The organism is Bacillus sp. S2(2019) (assembly GCF_005144805.1).
GTDB lineage: Bacteria > Bacillota > Bacilli > Bacillales > Bacillaceae > Bacillus > Bacillus altitudinis.
The window spans coordinates 665925-679201 of sequence record NZ_SWFL01000003.1; the positions used below are offsets into that span (position 1 = coordinate 665925).

A 13277-nucleotide genomic window follows, 5' to 3' on the forward strand; every position below is an offset into this window, starting at 1 on the left:
TACGAAAGACAGCTGCTTTTTGCGGAGCGAATTTGACATTCATGAGCACCAATGCGCAGGCTGACATTGAATGCGAGGGTTTGTTTGCACGCTGAGACATGTGGTGATCACATGTCTTTTTTTATTGATTTCTTTTGCGAGCGTCTTCCGGGCCTTCTAAAGTTGTTGCCCCTTTGTGATGAATGGATTGATCGCGGTCAGATTCAACTCTTCTTGACGCCTTTAGGCGTTTTTCCTGTCTATCCTTACCCATTATACATCCCTCCTCAACTATTAGGGTGTCACCTCTTGTTTATTTCATGCAAATCTCGCACCTTCTCATACGTTTAAAAACTGGAGATTTTCCCATAATGTAATTGAGGTGATGAGGGTTGGAGGCATTGTACTATTATTGGTCAATATGGTTCGTTTGGATTATGGTGACATTTATCATGGAGAAAAGCACGTGGCGCAATGTGCTAGGCGTATGTGTTCTCATTCATATTATATGCAGTCATGTCATGGTTTCTATTTTAGACATGAGGATCAATGCAGGATTTTTGATGACCTTTTTATATGCTTGCATGTCATTCGTGATCTTTCGGCCTGCTCATCGAATCATGCGAATCATGCAATTAGGTTCCATGGTCAGTGCGTATGCCTTTTTTATGATTTTTGCATTATATGATCCAGTTTGGTTCACGATAATAAAGGTGGACTGGGTTGTATTTGCCTTGCTGATCTTGATGTGTTTAACATATGGGCATCAGTTAACGGAACGGATCACTTTATGGATGATGGCTATATGTCTGGGGGAAGCCCTTTATGCGCTTACGATTCATCGCCTCACATCTTCCATTGTCATAGGAGATCTCTCGTTTCTTTCCATGGCTGTTCAAGGAGCTGTCTTTCTATTAGGTGTAGGTCAGCTTGAAAAACTCTTGAACACCCGTTCATCTAGAAAACCAGTAAAAGGGGCTGCAAAATCAACATGACGGATTACACGTTTCCTGTGATTATTGGTGTCATCTTTGGGATGGCGGCTAGGCTTTATATGCTAAGAACTGATTATCGGCAATATCCCACATATATTCATGGACAAGTGATTCACATTGCGCTAGGTTTTATCGCATCAGGGCTTGGTGCTATTATTATGCCTGCGCTGATCCAGGAAGAATTCACTGCAATTACCTTTCTGACGCTTGCAGCCACGCAATTTCGTGATGTGCGTAATATGGAAAGAAATACATTGACCCAAATGGATTCGTATGAGCTTGTCTCACGAGGCAGTACATATATCGAAGGCATTGCGATTGCCTTTGAAAGTCGAAATTATATTGCTATTCTTACTGCCCTTATTACAACGACCGCCTGTATTTTCTTCTCGCTCGTCGTTGGGACCGTGGTCGGTATTCTTTGTTTTTTCATGGCAAAACTATTAATGTCAGGGAGCCAATTAAAGGATATCGTGAATATTCAAAAAGGGGAACTTCGCTTTGACGGCGCAGGACTTTACGTAAATGATATTTACATTATGAATATCGGGCTGCCTGAAAAGCAAAAATTGATTTTAGAGCATGGAATGGGGTTCATCTTGACTCCAAAGAATTTTAACTCGGCCACAACCATCGCAAACCTTGGGCAGCGGCAAGCCATCTTATTTGATTTATCCAACGTGCTTGGTGTATACCGAGATTCTGGTGAACCATCGCTTTGTCCGCTCGCAAAACGTGATCTGAATAATGGCACACTTGGCGTATTCATCTTACCGCAATGGCAGCGTGAAGATTTGGCTGTCCGTGTATTAGAAGAGGTGCCTATTTTAGAAAATGCCATTAGAATGCCGACAGATTTCATTAAAAAGAAAGTGAGGTAATAGGACATGGCGAACACCATTGAACAATTTATATTGGCTGTGGCGACAACAAATAAAGAGCGGGTCATTGGCGGAACAGCCGTTTTTTTCTGTGAAAATAAAGAAGAGCTCGACATGTATGCCATGAATTTAGAGGCCATTTTAGATGGAATTGCACACGGCATTGGAGAAGATCTTTACTTGATCGTCAAACATTTTTAAGTTATTCATTGTGGTCTGATTAAAAATTGATATAATATATAAGTTGAACCCTTCATGTTTGAAGGGTTTATTTCATAAAACTGAATGAAAATTATAAATCCCGGTTGAAACATGATGATGAACATATTGAATCGCGGCTGGATTGAAAGGAAGGGTACTATGGGTAAACCTGTCGTAGCCATTGTTGGAAGGCCCAACGTTGGAAAATCTACAATTTTTAATCGAATCGCAGGCGAAAGAATATCGATTGTAGAAGACACACCTGGTGTAACAAGAGATCGAATCTATAGCTCTGCTGAATGGTTAAATTATGACTTTAATTTAATAGATACTGGTGGAATTGATATTGGAGATGAGCCGTTTTTGGCGCAAATTCGCCATCAGGCTGAAATCGCAATGGATGAAGCGGATGTTATTATCTTTATGGTCAATGGAAGAGATGGCGTCACATCTGCGGATGAAGAAGTCGCAAAAATTTTATATCGCACGAAAAAACCTGTCGTACTTGCTGTCAATAAATTGGACAACCCTGAAATGAGAAGCGACGTGTATGACTTTTATGCACTTGGATTTGGCGAACCGTATCCGATTTCTGGAACGCACGGACTCGGTCTAGGTGATCTGCTTGATGCTGTCGCAGAGCATTTCAAAAACTTACCAGATACACAGTATGATGAAGAAGTGGTACAGTTCTGCTTAATTGGCCGCCCAAATGTAGGGAAATCCTCTTTGGTGAATGCGATGCTCGGTGAAGAACGTGTCATTGTCAGCAACATCGCTGGTACGACAAGAGATGCTGTAGATACAATGTTTACGTACAACCAACGTGACTTTGTCATTGTCGACACAGCAGGTATGAGAAAAAAAGGGAAAGTATATGAAACAACAGAGAAATATAGTGTACTTCGTGCGTTAAAAGCCATTGATCGATCGGATGTTGTCGCTGTTGTTCTTGATGGTGAAGAAGGCATTATTGAACAGGATAAACGTATTGCCGGCTACGCACACGAAGCGGGTAAAGCCGTTGTGATCATTGTGAACAAGTGGGATGCTGTTGAAAAAGACGAGCGTACAATGAAGGAATTTGAGCAAAATATTCGCGAGCATTTTCAATTCCTTGATTATGCACCTGTCTTATTCATGTCTGCTCTTACGAAAAAGAGAATTCACACGTTAATGCCAACAATTATTACCGCTAGTGAAAATCATGCGATGCGCGTTCAAACGAACATTCTAAACGATATTATCATGGATGCTGTAGCGATGAACCCAACGCCGACCCATAACGGACAGCGTCTGAAAATTTACTATGCAACACAAGTGGCGATCAAACCGCCGTCCTTTGTTGTGTTTGTAAATGATCCAGAACTTATGCACTTTTCTTATGAGCGTTTCCTAGAAAACCGAATTCGAGATGCATTTGGTTTTGAAGGAACACCAATTAAAATATTTGCGAGAGCGAGAAAATAAAAAGGGTGAGCAGGATGAAGAAAATTTCAGTACTTGGAGCAGGGAGCTGGGGAACAGCTCTTGCGCTTGTATTAGCTGATAATCATCATGATGTACACATGTGGGGACATAGACAAGAATTAATTGATCAAATCAATGAGAAACATGAAAATCATGATTACTTGCCTAATGTTGCATTGCCAGCGTCTATTCAAGCGACAACAGATATGAAACAGGCACTAGAAGGGACAGATGCGATTATTGTCGCTGTGCCAACAAAGGCTATTCGAGAGGTATTGAAACAGGCAAATGAGTTCATTACGTCAAAGGTGCCATTTGTTCATGTCAGTAAAGGAATTGAACCAGATACACTTCTTAGAATTTCTCAAATGATTGAACAAGAAGTCCCAGAAGCAAAAAGAGAAGCAGTGGTTGTCCTGTCAGGACCAAGCCACGCTGAAGAAGTGGGTCTGCGTCATCCGACAACTGTTACAGTTTCATCAGAACATATTGAAGCGGCTCAATTTGTTCAAGATTTGTTTATGAACAACAACTTCAGAGTGTACACAAACCCTGATGTGATTGGGGTGGAAATTGGCGGGGCGCTGAAAAACATCATCGCTCTTGCGGCAGGGATCACAGACGGACTCGGATATGGCGATAATGCGAAAGCAGCGCTCATCACAAGGGGTCTTGCTGAAATCGCCCGCCTCGGCACAAAAATGGGAGGAAACCCTCTTACGTTTGCCGGGTTAACAGGTGTTGGAGATTTAATTGTCACCTGTACAAGTGTTCATTCACGTAACTGGCGCTGCGGGAATTTACTTGGTAAAGGATATAAACTTGAAGAAGTACTTGAAAAAATGGGCATGGTGGTAGAAGGCGTCCGCACAACAAAAGGCGCTTATCAGCTCTCCAAAGAATACAAGGTCAGCATGCCGATTACAGAGGCTCTTTACGGCGTCCTATTTGAAGGGAAAAAGGTAGACGATGCTGTAGAATCCTTAATGGCACGTGTGAAAACACATGAGATGGAAGACCTTGTGAACATGTTCGAAAACCAAACAAAGTAATTGGAAGACTGAACTTAGGCGTGTAGAGGATGCAAGAAGGGGCAGACTTGCATAACATAACAATGAAGTTTGAATAGAGCTTTGCCTCTACAGAATGAGGAAAAATAGTCGACCTACTGACTGAAGCAGAGTCCCCCTCTTTGCTTCAGTTTTTTTATGCACTTTTTTCTGAATGATTGGAAAAACGATTGATATTTTAGTTAATTTTGGTTTAGAATGAAATATAAACGCTTACAATTCGTTTGTGTTAAAGGGGGACAGGCACGATGAGTTTTGCTTTAATCAAGATGTGGTTTGCGCTTGGTTCAATGGGGCTCATGTTTTTAGCCGTTGTAACCATTTATTTGAGTAGATTTAAGCTGAAGAGCCGGTTTCTGAAAATAACAGCCTCAACTGTCGCGTACAGCTTAATGCTCATATCAGGTGTCATTGTGTTTTTAGTTGTATTTAGCGGGCCGGTCAATGAATAAAGAAAAAGGAAGAATGTGATGATCAAAGCAAAAATCAGTGTCATGCTGTTAACACTTATTTTACTTACGGGGTGCCTCTATCCAGAGAATCGCAAAGCTGAAAACCGCGTGCCATATAAAGAGCAGCTGCAAAGTGTGCAGACAGCGATTGAAGATTTTCAAAAAGCGACAAATGGCCTTTTGCCCATTGAAACAAAAGAAGGCGACACACCGATTTATCAGAAGTATGTCATTGACTTTAAGCGTCTGTCACCAAGATATTTACACGATGTACCGTCGACATCTTTTGAAGGCGGGGGCGAATATATCTATGTCCTCACAGACGTCGAACAAAATCCAACGGTGAAACTGCTTGATGTCAAAATGACACAAACGATCAGTGAATTACGTCTAAGGATCAAAATATATCAAGATGAACATACATATCCGCCATATGGCAAAGTAGTATCCAAAGATTTATATACGTTAAATGAAAAAAAACTAGGGTTAAAAGCACCGCCTACAGTGACGAGCCCTGTTACGGGTGAATCACTTCCATTACTGATTTCCTCAAATGGCGAAATCTATGTTGACTATCGCAGTGATTTTGCCCAGATTTTGAAAAATACGAAACAAAAGCTGAAACCAGGTGAAAATATTCAAGATGTCTATTGGCAGGAAACCCCGTTTGTACCAGCGTTTTCTGTTCCATATACGATCAACAAAAAAGGTGAGCCGGCTTTTTTAGAAAAAAAGACGTCATAAACAAGAATGAACCTTTCTCCTCTGCATATAAATGAGGAGAAAGGTTTTTTTATGGCTAAACATACTCTCAAAACAAAAAAGGTGTCATATTCAAATAGGACAACGTCATACACATATATTGTCCTGACACCTTTCAAGCACCGTTTGATTGAAGTATAGAGTATTTTATTTGAAAACGAGGATAGCAAGTCCGGGAGGGGATCACTTGGAAAAAGTCGATATTTTCAAGGATATCGCTGAACGAACAGGAGGCGATATATATTTAGGAGTCGTTGGAGCTGTTCGTACAGGGAAATCTACGTTTATTAAAAAGTTTATGGAGCTCGTGGTGCTCCCGAATATCAATAATGAGGCAGATCGTGCAAGAGCACAGGATGAATTGCCGCAAAGTGCAGCAGGAAAAACCATTATGACCACAGAGCCAAAATTTGTGCCAAATCAAGCGGCATCCATTCACGTGAGCGACGGCCTGGATGTCAACATTAGACTTGTCGATTGTGTAGGCTACACCGTGCCTGGTGCACGCGGGTATGAAGATGAAAATGGTCCGAGAATGATTAATACACCGTGGTATGAAGAGCCAATCCCGTTTCATGAAGCAGCGGAAATTGGTACACGCAAGGTCATTCAAGAGCATTCAACCATTGGTGTTGTGATTACAACAGATGGATCAATTGGGGAAATCCCAAGACATGACTATATTGAATCAGAAGAACGTGTCATTGACGAACTCAAAGAAGTTGGAAAGCCGTTTATTATGGTGATCAACTCTGTGAGACCTTATCACCCTGAAACAGAAGCACTGCGGCAGGAACTTAGTCAAAAATATGATATTCCTGTACTCGCGATGAGTGTCGAAAGTATGAGAGAACAAGACGTTCTCAGTGTACTTCGTGAAGCATTATATGAATTTCCAGTGCTTGAGGTGAATGTGAACCTGCCAAGCTGGGTCATGGTACTAAAAGAAGATCATTGGCTAAGAGAGAGTTATCAGGATTCAGTGAAAGAAACCGTCAAGGATATTAAGAGATTAAGAGATGTTGACCGAGTGGTAGGTCAGTTCAGTGAATTCGATTTTATCGAAAGAGCGGGCTTAGCAGGCATTGAAATGGGTCAGGGGATCGCAGAAATTGATCTGTATGCGCCGGATGATCTATATGATCATATCCTAAAAGAAGTGGTTGGTGTGGAAATTAGGGGCAAAGATCACCTTCTTGAGCTCATGCAAGATTTTGCACATGCGAAAACGGAGTATGATCAAGTGTCTGACGCTTTGAAAATGGTGAAGCAGACTGGTTACGGAATTGCGGCACCAGCTTTGTCAGATATGAGTTTAGATGAGCCGGAAATCATTAGGCAAGGATCAAGATTCGGCGTCAGATTAAAAGCAGTCGCGCCATCTATTCATATGATTAAGGTAGATGTAGAAAGTGAGTTTGCGCCGATTATCGGAACAGAAAAACAAAGTGAAGAGCTCGTCCGATACTTAATGCAAGACTTTGAAGATGATCCGCTTTCTATCTGGAATTCCGATATATTTGGACGCTCACTCAGCTCGCTTGTCAGAGAAGGCATTCAAGCAAAACTCTCGCTAATGCCGGAAAATGCAAGGTATAAACTAAAGGAAACGCTTGAACGAATTATTAACGAAGGATCAGGCGGTCTGATCGCGATTATTCTATAGGATGTGAGACCTCTCATTGATGGGGGTCTTTTTTTGCGTGCGGGTGAAGTCATAAAAAGACAATTGTATAAAGATTAGTCAGATTCAGGCTGAAATTAGGAATATTCGTTCGCAAAAGTGCCCTTAATCCTTGACGAATAAGGATTCTTCCCTTTAAAATGCTTGATATGGTATTTCATATGTGTTAATCTACTTACAGAAAATCTTCACTTTGTTGGACAAACATTCCTTCAAAGAGAAGTTTTCTAATGAAAAGCCATGTATGACGCTTTCTAGACGCTCTTTTTTTCAAAAAAAGTGTATAGAAAGAAGATGAATTGTGAAGAAATGATAACAATCTATTGAATGCATATTTTTGGGAGGAGGTGAAAGGCATGAACAAGACAGAACTTATTAACGCGGTTGCTGAAGCAAGCGAGTTATCTAAAAAAGACGCGACAAAAGCAGTTGATTCTGTTTTTGATACAATTTTAGATGCACTTAAAAATGGTGACAAAATCCAACTTATTGGTTTTGGTAACTTTGAAGTACGTGAGCGTTCAGCTCGTAAAGGACGTAACCCACAAACTGGTGCAGAGATCGAAATCCCTGCAAGCAAAGTACCTGCTTTCAAACCAGGTAAAGCACTTAAAGACGCGGTGGCAGGTAAATAATCGTTATGTGTAATGATCCTATTGAAGGAGTTATACATATACAGTTTCACACTGGTCTAGAAAAGCCCCTTTGATAAGGGGCTTTTCCTTTTGAATCAAATGGTTTGTTTAGAACGCTCTCCTTTGCTTTTAGGATCTGAAGTGTGCTAGAATCTGAATGAAATGTAATCGCCTTTGGAGGATATAATACATGAGTGAAATAAATAAAGAATTAATCGAACACGCGGTACGCGATATATTAAAAGCAATCGGAGAAGATCCAGATCGTGAAGGACTTCTTGATACCCCAAAACGAGTAGCAAAAATGTATGAAGAAGTGTTCTCGGGATTAAATGAAGATCCAAAAGAACATTTTAAAACCATTTTTGGTGAAGATCATGAAGAACTCGTTCTTGTCAAAGATATTGCTTTTCATTCAATGTGTGAACACCACCTTGTGCCATTCTATGGCAAAGCCCATGTCGCTTATATTCCGCGCGGCGGAAAAGTAACGGGACTCAGCAAGCTGGCAAGAGCAGTAGAGGCCGTGGCAAAGCGCCCGCAGCTTCAGGAACGCATTACATCAACGATTGCAGACAGTATGGTAGAAACCTTAAATCCACATGGTGTGATGATTGTCGTTGAAGCAGAGCATATGTGTATGACGATGCGCGGAGTGAAGAAGCCCGGCGCTAAAACAGTCACTTCAGCCGTACGCGGTACATTTGCAAATGATGCGGCAGCAAGAGCAGAAGTGCTTTCATTTATTAAAAACGACTAATCCATAGATGGAAGGTGAACAGATTGAGTGAAAATAAAGCATCTGATTTTGTGGTGATTAAAGCCATTGATAATGGTGTCAATGTGATCGGCTTAACTAGAGGTTCCGATACAAGATTTCACCATTCCGAAAAGCTCGATAAAGGTGAAGTCATTATCGCACAATTTACTGAGCACACATCAGCCATCAAAGTGCGGGGCGATGCTGTCATTCAAACAAGCTTCGGTGAAATTCAAAGCGAAGCAAAGAAATAACGCACGACTATGCACTTGATAGCATGAAAGTCAGGCCTGATATGGTATAATAAATCTCTATACAATGTAGAGAGCTACATATGAAACTGTAATTTTTGGGACAAGGGTGATATCTTTGCAAGACATCTACGGAATTTTATCTAATCTGAATATAAAATTAAACAAAAAGCTTTCTCATCCTTATTTGGCGAAGCATTTGCGTGCGCCGCTCATCGATGAAGATAAGCTCCTTCTTTTTCATGCAATGTTTGATGAAGCTCAAATCGATGCTGAGAAAAAAGAAAATTATATTTTAACGGCGATGCTTGTGCAAATTGCCCTTGATACCCATGACGAAGTCACAACTGCTGCAGCCATCAAACAAGACGAGTTCAAAAATCGTCAGTTGACCATCCTAGCAGGAGACTATTTCAGCGGTCTCTATTACTCTCTTCTCTCTGACATGAAAGATATTTACATGATCCGCACTCTCGCCACGGCGATCAAAGAGATTAATGAACATAAAATTAGACTATATGATCGATCCATTCAAGATGCAGCCCACTTTTATAAAAGTGTTGCTACAGTGGAATCTGCGCTATTCCAAAGAATTTCTGAGCACTTTCAATTGACGCATTGGAATGAAATTGCAAGTCGCTTCCTTGTTTATAAACGTTTTATGAAACAAGCAGAAGACGACAAACATTTAAAACTTTTTTTGAACGATAGCTATACGGACGCCTATACATGTTTTGACAACTTTGAGAATGAAGGCTATGAAAAGGCCAAACGATCAATCAAGGTGCATCTAGTTTCATCTCCGATCGTTCAAAAAGAGCTATTAAATCGCTTGGATCATATGAAAAATGAACCTGCGTACCATCAGAAAGTGGAAGAAGGGTAAGTCATGCAGCAATCAAAAGAACAGCGAGTACACGGTGTATTTGAAAAAATTTATAAAAACTATGACCAAATGAACTCTGTCATTAGCTTTAAACAGCATAAAAAATGGCGCGATAAAACAATGAAGCTCATGAATGTTCAAAAAGGAGCCAAAGCACTAGATGTATGCTGCGGAACTGCCGATTGGACGATTGCGCTTGCAGACGCTGTTGGAGAAACAGGCGAGGTCAAAGGTCTTGACTTCAGTAAAAATATGCTGAGTGTTGGCGAAACGAAGGTGAAAACAGGCGGCTACAATCAAATTGAGCTGCTCCACGGCAATGCAATGGAGCTTCCTTTTGAGGACAACTCATTTGATTATGTCACAATCGGTTTTGGCCTTCGAAATGTCCCTGATTATTTAACAGTGCTAAAGGAAATGACACGAGTGGTAAAACCCGGTGGAATGGTTGTCTGCCTTGAAACATCACAGCCTGAGATGATTGGGTTTAAACAAGGGTATTATGTCTATTTCAAATACATCATGCCGCTCTTTGGCAAACTGTTTGCCAAAAGCTATCAGGAGTATTCATGGCTTCAAGAATCAGCCAAAACGTTCCCTGGCATGAAAGAACTGGCGTCTCTTTTTGAAGAGGCCGGTCTATCTGATGTCTCGTATCATCCATTTACAGGCGGTGTAGCAGCAACACATATCGGAAAGAAGCTTTGAATAAACGATATTTGGGTGAAAATAATGAAACTAAAAGCAATGATTTCTTTTCTAAATCATGATATCGATATAATTGAAAAAGAGCTTGAACAAACCGTTCGCTCTGATTATGCATTATTAAGTGAAGCCGGTCTTCATTTGCTGCAAGCGGGCGGAAAACGAATCCGCCCCGTTTTTGTTCTCCTATCAGGCATGTTTGGTGACTATGATATTAATAAAATTAAATATGTAGCCGTAGCGCTTGAATTAATTCATATGGCATCACTTGTCCATGACGATGTCATTGATGATGCAGAACTGAGAAGAGGAAAACCGACGATTAAAGCAAAATGGGACAACAGAATTGCGATGTACACGGGGGATTACTTATTTGCAAGGTCACTCGAGTACATGACGAAAATCAATCACCCAATGGCACATGAAATTTTGTCAAAAATGGTCGTCGAGCTCTGTCTTGGGGAAATAGAACAAGTCAAAGATAAATACAACATGGACCAAAACCTTCGTACATATTTAAGAAGAATTAAGCGAAAAACAGCCTTGCTTATTGCAGGCAGCTGCCAATTAGGTGCGATTGCAGCTGGAACAGATGAAAAAACACATAAAGCCCTTTACTGGTTTGGGTACTATGTTGGTATGTCGTACCAAATCATTGATGATGTCCTTGATTTTACATCAACTGAAGAAGAATTAGGCAAGCCTGTTGGTGGGGACCTTTTACAAGGAAATGTCACTCTTCCTGTTTTATATGCGCTTCAGAACCCGACGTTAGAAGGTCAGTTGAAGCTGATCAATAGTGAAACGACGGAAAAGCAGCTGAAACCTGTGATTGAACATCTCAAACAAACAGATGCGATCGACCGTTCCATTCGAGTGAGTGAAATGTACTTGAAAAAAGCATTTGAACAGCTCGATCAACTTCCGCGTGGGCGGGCTAAATCTTCATTAGCGTCGATTGCAAAATATATTGGTAAACGAAAATTCTGATCAACGTTTCGTTGATTGGTTTTTTTGTGAAATTTTTTGTCAAAAATTGATTATTATAAAAAAAAATGATACGATCACTTTGTAACAATGTAAGCCTATACATACATAACGACGGGGTGGAAAACGTATATGGACAAAACATTTCTTATGGTCAAACCTGATGGTGTGGAAAGACAATTAATCGGTGAAATTGTGTCAAGATTCGAAAAAAAGGGGCTTCAGCTTGTTGGAGCAAAGCTCATGAGCATTCCAAAAGAAGTAGCAGAAACACATTACGGAGAGCATAAAGAAAAACCATTTTTCGGTGAATTGGTTGACTTTATTACGTCAGGACCTGTATTTGCGATGGTATGGCAAGGTGAACAAGTCGTAGACGTAACAAGGCAGATAATTGGAAAGACAAATCCGAAGGAAGCGCTTCCGGGAACAATAAGAGGCGACTATGGATTAACTGTTGGCAAAAACATTATCCATGGCTCAGACTCACCAGAAAGTGCCGAAAGAGAAATCAACCTGTTCTTCAAACAAGAAGAACTGACAAACTGGGATCAAACGATCTCAAGCTGGATTTATTAATGTTCAAGCCAAAGTGTTCATCAAACGATCACTTTGGCTTTTTTATATTGAGATTTCTATACGAATTTTCGCATGAGATGATACAAATTTATGATAAAAACAGCTATACTAGGACAAAGATAGATGAGACAGGAGAGGACATTGATGGATCAGTATCAAGTATTTGTTGGAAAATGGAAAAAACTAACTGGGGTAGATCTGAATTTATATAAAGAAGCACAAATGAAACGAAGATTAACATCTCTTTATGATAAAAAAGGATATAAAGATTTTGAGGCATTTGCGTCTGCTCTTGAAAAGGACAAAGCACTATTAGATGAAACGATGGATCGAATGACGATCAATGTGTCAGAATTTTACCGAAACTATCAGCGCTGGGAAGTACTTGATCAAAAAATCCTGCCGCTGCTTTCAAAAAACAGCGGCACCCTAAAAATATGGAGTGCAGCTTGCTCAACTGGAGAAGAGCCGTATACACTCTCAATGCTGCTATCAAGCCATCCGCTTGTGAAAGACTTCCAAATTATTGCAACGGATATTGATGATAAAGTCCTGCAATCCGCGCAAAAAGGAAGATATCATGAACGATCTTTGCAAGAGGTGCCAGATCAAATCAAGCAAAAATATTTCACCAAAGAAGATTCTTCATTTTACACGGTGAAGGATGAGATTCGAAAGCACATTCAATTTAAGAAACACAACCTTTTAGCGGATCCATATGAAAAACAGCTGGATCTCATCGTGTGCCGAAATGTCCTCATCTACTTTACAGAAGAGGCGAAAGAAGAAATTTACTTAAAAATGAGCAGCAGTTTAAAGCAAAACGGCGTATTATTTGTTGGTTCTACAGAACAAATTTTTCACCCAGAAAAGTTTGGACTAACCTCTGCTGATACTTTCTTTTATCAAAAGAAGGGGTAGTAGCTGACTTTTTAGTAGGAAGTGTGTTATTATAGTTTTACTTAAAAGCGTTAATGCGA

17 protein-coding genes are annotated in these 13277 nt (G+C 40.4%); 16 read left to right on the plus strand and 1 reads right to left on the minus strand.

The features are described from left to right. Nucleotides 1–121: 121 nt before the first annotated feature. Nucleotides 122–253, minus strand: coding sequence for a YpzI family protein (locus tag FBF75_RS13700; protein ID WP_008344525.1), 132 nt, complete (start codon nt 251–253; stop codon nt 122–124). 127 nt (nt 254–380) lie between these two features. Between FBF75_RS13700 and FBF75_RS13705 the strand changes: the two genes are divergently transcribed. The 16 genes from FBF75_RS13705 to FBF75_RS13780 all read left to right on the plus strand — a co-directional run bounded on the left by FBF75_RS13705 (nt 381) and on the right by FBF75_RS13780 (nt 13218). Continuing rightward, on the plus strand, nt 381–974 hold the full coding sequence (locus FBF75_RS13705; RefSeq protein ID WP_419715767.1) for a YphA family membrane protein: 594 nt from the start codon (nt 381–383) through the stop codon (nt 972–974). Further along, nucleotides 971–1855, plus strand: a complete 885-nt coding sequence (locus FBF75_RS13710) for a YIEGIA family protein (protein WP_007500964.1) — start codon at nt 971–973, stop codon at nt 1853–1855. Before FBF75_RS13705 ends, FBF75_RS13710 begins: the two co-directional genes overlap by 4 nt. Nucleotides 1856–1861: 6 nt before the next feature. Next, nucleotides 1862–2056 carry a capping complex subunit for YIEGIA gene (locus FBF75_RS13715; protein ID WP_008344527.1) on the plus strand — a complete coding sequence of 65 codons (195 nt, stop codon included), beginning with the start codon at nt 1862–1864 and terminating at the stop codon, nt 2054–2056. 159 nt (nt 2057–2215) lie between these two features. Continuing rightward, entirely contained in the window at nt 2216–3526 is a 1311-nt protein-coding gene (gene der, locus FBF75_RS13720; protein ID WP_008344528.1) for a ribosome biogenesis GTPase Der, read from the plus strand. A gap of 14 nt (nt 3527–3540) precedes the next feature. After that, nucleotides 3541–4578, plus strand: a complete 1038-nt coding sequence (locus FBF75_RS13725) for an NAD(P)H-dependent glycerol-3-phosphate dehydrogenase (protein ID WP_008344529.1) — start codon at nt 3541–3543, stop codon at nt 4576–4578. 266 nt (nt 4579–4844) lie between these two features. Further along, entirely contained in the window at nt 4845–5048 is a 204-nt protein-coding gene (locus FBF75_RS13730; protein ID WP_017367508.1) for a DUF2768 domain-containing protein, read from the plus strand. Between the two features lie 18 nt (nt 5049–5066). Continuing rightward, nucleotides 5067–5792: a hypothetical protein gene (locus tag FBF75_RS13735; protein WP_007500961.1), complete on the plus strand. Its 726-nt coding sequence runs from the start codon at nt 5067–5069 to the stop codon at nt 5790–5792. 205 nt (nt 5793–5997) lie between these two features. Further along, nucleotides 5998–7476 (plus strand): stage IV sporulation protein A, encoded by a 1479-nt coding sequence (gene spoIVA, locus FBF75_RS13740; protein WP_008344534.1) that lies wholly within the window; start codon nt 5998–6000, stop codon nt 7474–7476. Nucleotides 7477–7850: 374 nt separating this feature from the next. After that, nucleotides 7851–8129, plus strand: a complete 279-nt coding sequence (gene hbs, locus FBF75_RS13745) for a non-specific DNA-binding protein Hbs (RefSeq protein WP_003215863.1) — start codon at nt 7851–7853, stop codon at nt 8127–8129. Between the two features lie 190 nt (nt 8130–8319). Next, entirely contained in the window at nt 8320–8889 is a 570-nt protein-coding gene (gene folE / locus FBF75_RS13750) for a GTP cyclohydrolase I FolE (protein ID WP_003215789.1), read from the plus strand. Between the two features lie 23 nt (nt 8890–8912). Next, a complete protein-coding gene (gene mtrB / locus FBF75_RS13755; protein ID WP_008344541.1) occupies nt 8913–9143 on the plus strand; it encodes a trp RNA-binding attenuation protein MtrB in 231 nt (76 codons plus the stop codon). Between the two features lie 115 nt (nt 9144–9258). Next, complete coding sequence (locus FBF75_RS13760) at nt 9259–10026, plus strand: heptaprenyl diphosphate synthase component 1 (protein ID WP_046343853.1); 768 nt, start codon at nt 9259–9261, stop codon at nt 10024–10026. Nucleotides 10027–10029: 3 nt separating this feature from the next. Continuing rightward, the gene (locus FBF75_RS13765) at nt 10030–10734 is read left to right on the plus strand and encodes a demethylmenaquinone methyltransferase (RefSeq protein ID WP_007500957.1); all 705 of its coding nucleotides are present in this window, start codon (nt 10030–10032) and stop codon (nt 10732–10734) included. A 24-nt stretch (nt 10735–10758) separates the two neighbouring features. Then, nucleotides 10759–11721 (plus strand): heptaprenyl diphosphate synthase component II, encoded by a 963-nt coding sequence (hepT, locus tag FBF75_RS13770; RefSeq protein WP_007500951.1) that lies wholly within the window; start codon nt 10759–10761, stop codon nt 11719–11721. A 129-nt stretch (nt 11722–11850) separates the two neighbouring features. Then, nucleotides 11851–12297, plus strand: coding sequence for a nucleoside-diphosphate kinase (ndk, locus tag FBF75_RS13775; protein WP_003216015.1), 447 nt, complete (start codon nt 11851–11853; stop codon nt 12295–12297). A 144-nt stretch (nt 12298–12441) separates the two neighbouring features. After that, nucleotides 12442–13218, plus strand: coding sequence for a CheR family methyltransferase (locus tag FBF75_RS13780; protein ID WP_008344547.1), 777 nt, complete (start codon nt 12442–12444; stop codon nt 13216–13218). Nucleotides 13219–13277 lie beyond the last annotated feature (59 nt).

Excerpts from the sequence above, each read along its gene's own strand:
- FBF75_RS13700 (WP_008344525.1), bottom strand. The coding sequence starts at position 253 with ATGGGTAAGGATAGACAGGAAAAACGCCTAAAGGCGTCAAGAAGAGTT.
- FBF75_RS13710 (WP_007500964.1), top strand. The coding sequence starts at position 971 with ATGACGGATTACACGTTTCCTGTGATTATTGGTGTCATCTTTGGGATG.
- FBF75_RS13715 (WP_008344527.1), top strand. The coding sequence starts at position 1,862 with ATGGCGAACACCATTGAACAATTTATATTGGCTGTGGCGACAACAAAT.
- der (WP_008344528.1), top strand. The coding sequence starts at position 2,216 with ATGGGTAAACCTGTCGTAGCCATTGTTGGAAGGCCCAACGTTGGAAAA.
- FBF75_RS13725 (WP_008344529.1), top strand. The coding sequence starts at position 3,541 with ATGAAGAAAATTTCAGTACTTGGAGCAGGGAGCTGGGGAACAGCTCTT.
- FBF75_RS13730 (WP_017367508.1), top strand. The coding sequence starts at position 4,845 with ATGAGTTTTGCTTTAATCAAGATGTGGTTTGCGCTTGGTTCAATGGGG.
- FBF75_RS13735 (WP_007500961.1), top strand. The coding sequence starts at position 5,067 with ATGATCAAAGCAAAAATCAGTGTCATGCTGTTAACACTTATTTTACTT.
- hbs (WP_003215863.1), top strand. The coding sequence starts at position 7,851 with ATGAACAAGACAGAACTTATTAACGCGGTTGCTGAAGCAAGCGAGTTA.
- folE (WP_003215789.1), top strand. The coding sequence starts at position 8,320 with ATGAGTGAAATAAATAAAGAATTAATCGAACACGCGGTACGCGATATA.
- FBF75_RS13765 (WP_007500957.1), top strand. The coding sequence starts at position 10,030 with ATGCAGCAATCAAAAGAACAGCGAGTACACGGTGTATTTGAAAAAATT.
- hepT (WP_007500951.1), top strand. The coding sequence starts at position 10,759 with ATGAAACTAAAAGCAATGATTTCTTTTCTAAATCATGATATCGATATA.
- ndk (WP_003216015.1), top strand. The coding sequence starts at position 11,851 with ATGGACAAAACATTTCTTATGGTCAAACCTGATGGTGTGGAAAGACAA.
- FBF75_RS13780 (WP_008344547.1), top strand. The coding sequence starts at position 12,442 with ATGGATCAGTATCAAGTATTTGTTGGAAAATGGAAAAAACTAACTGGG.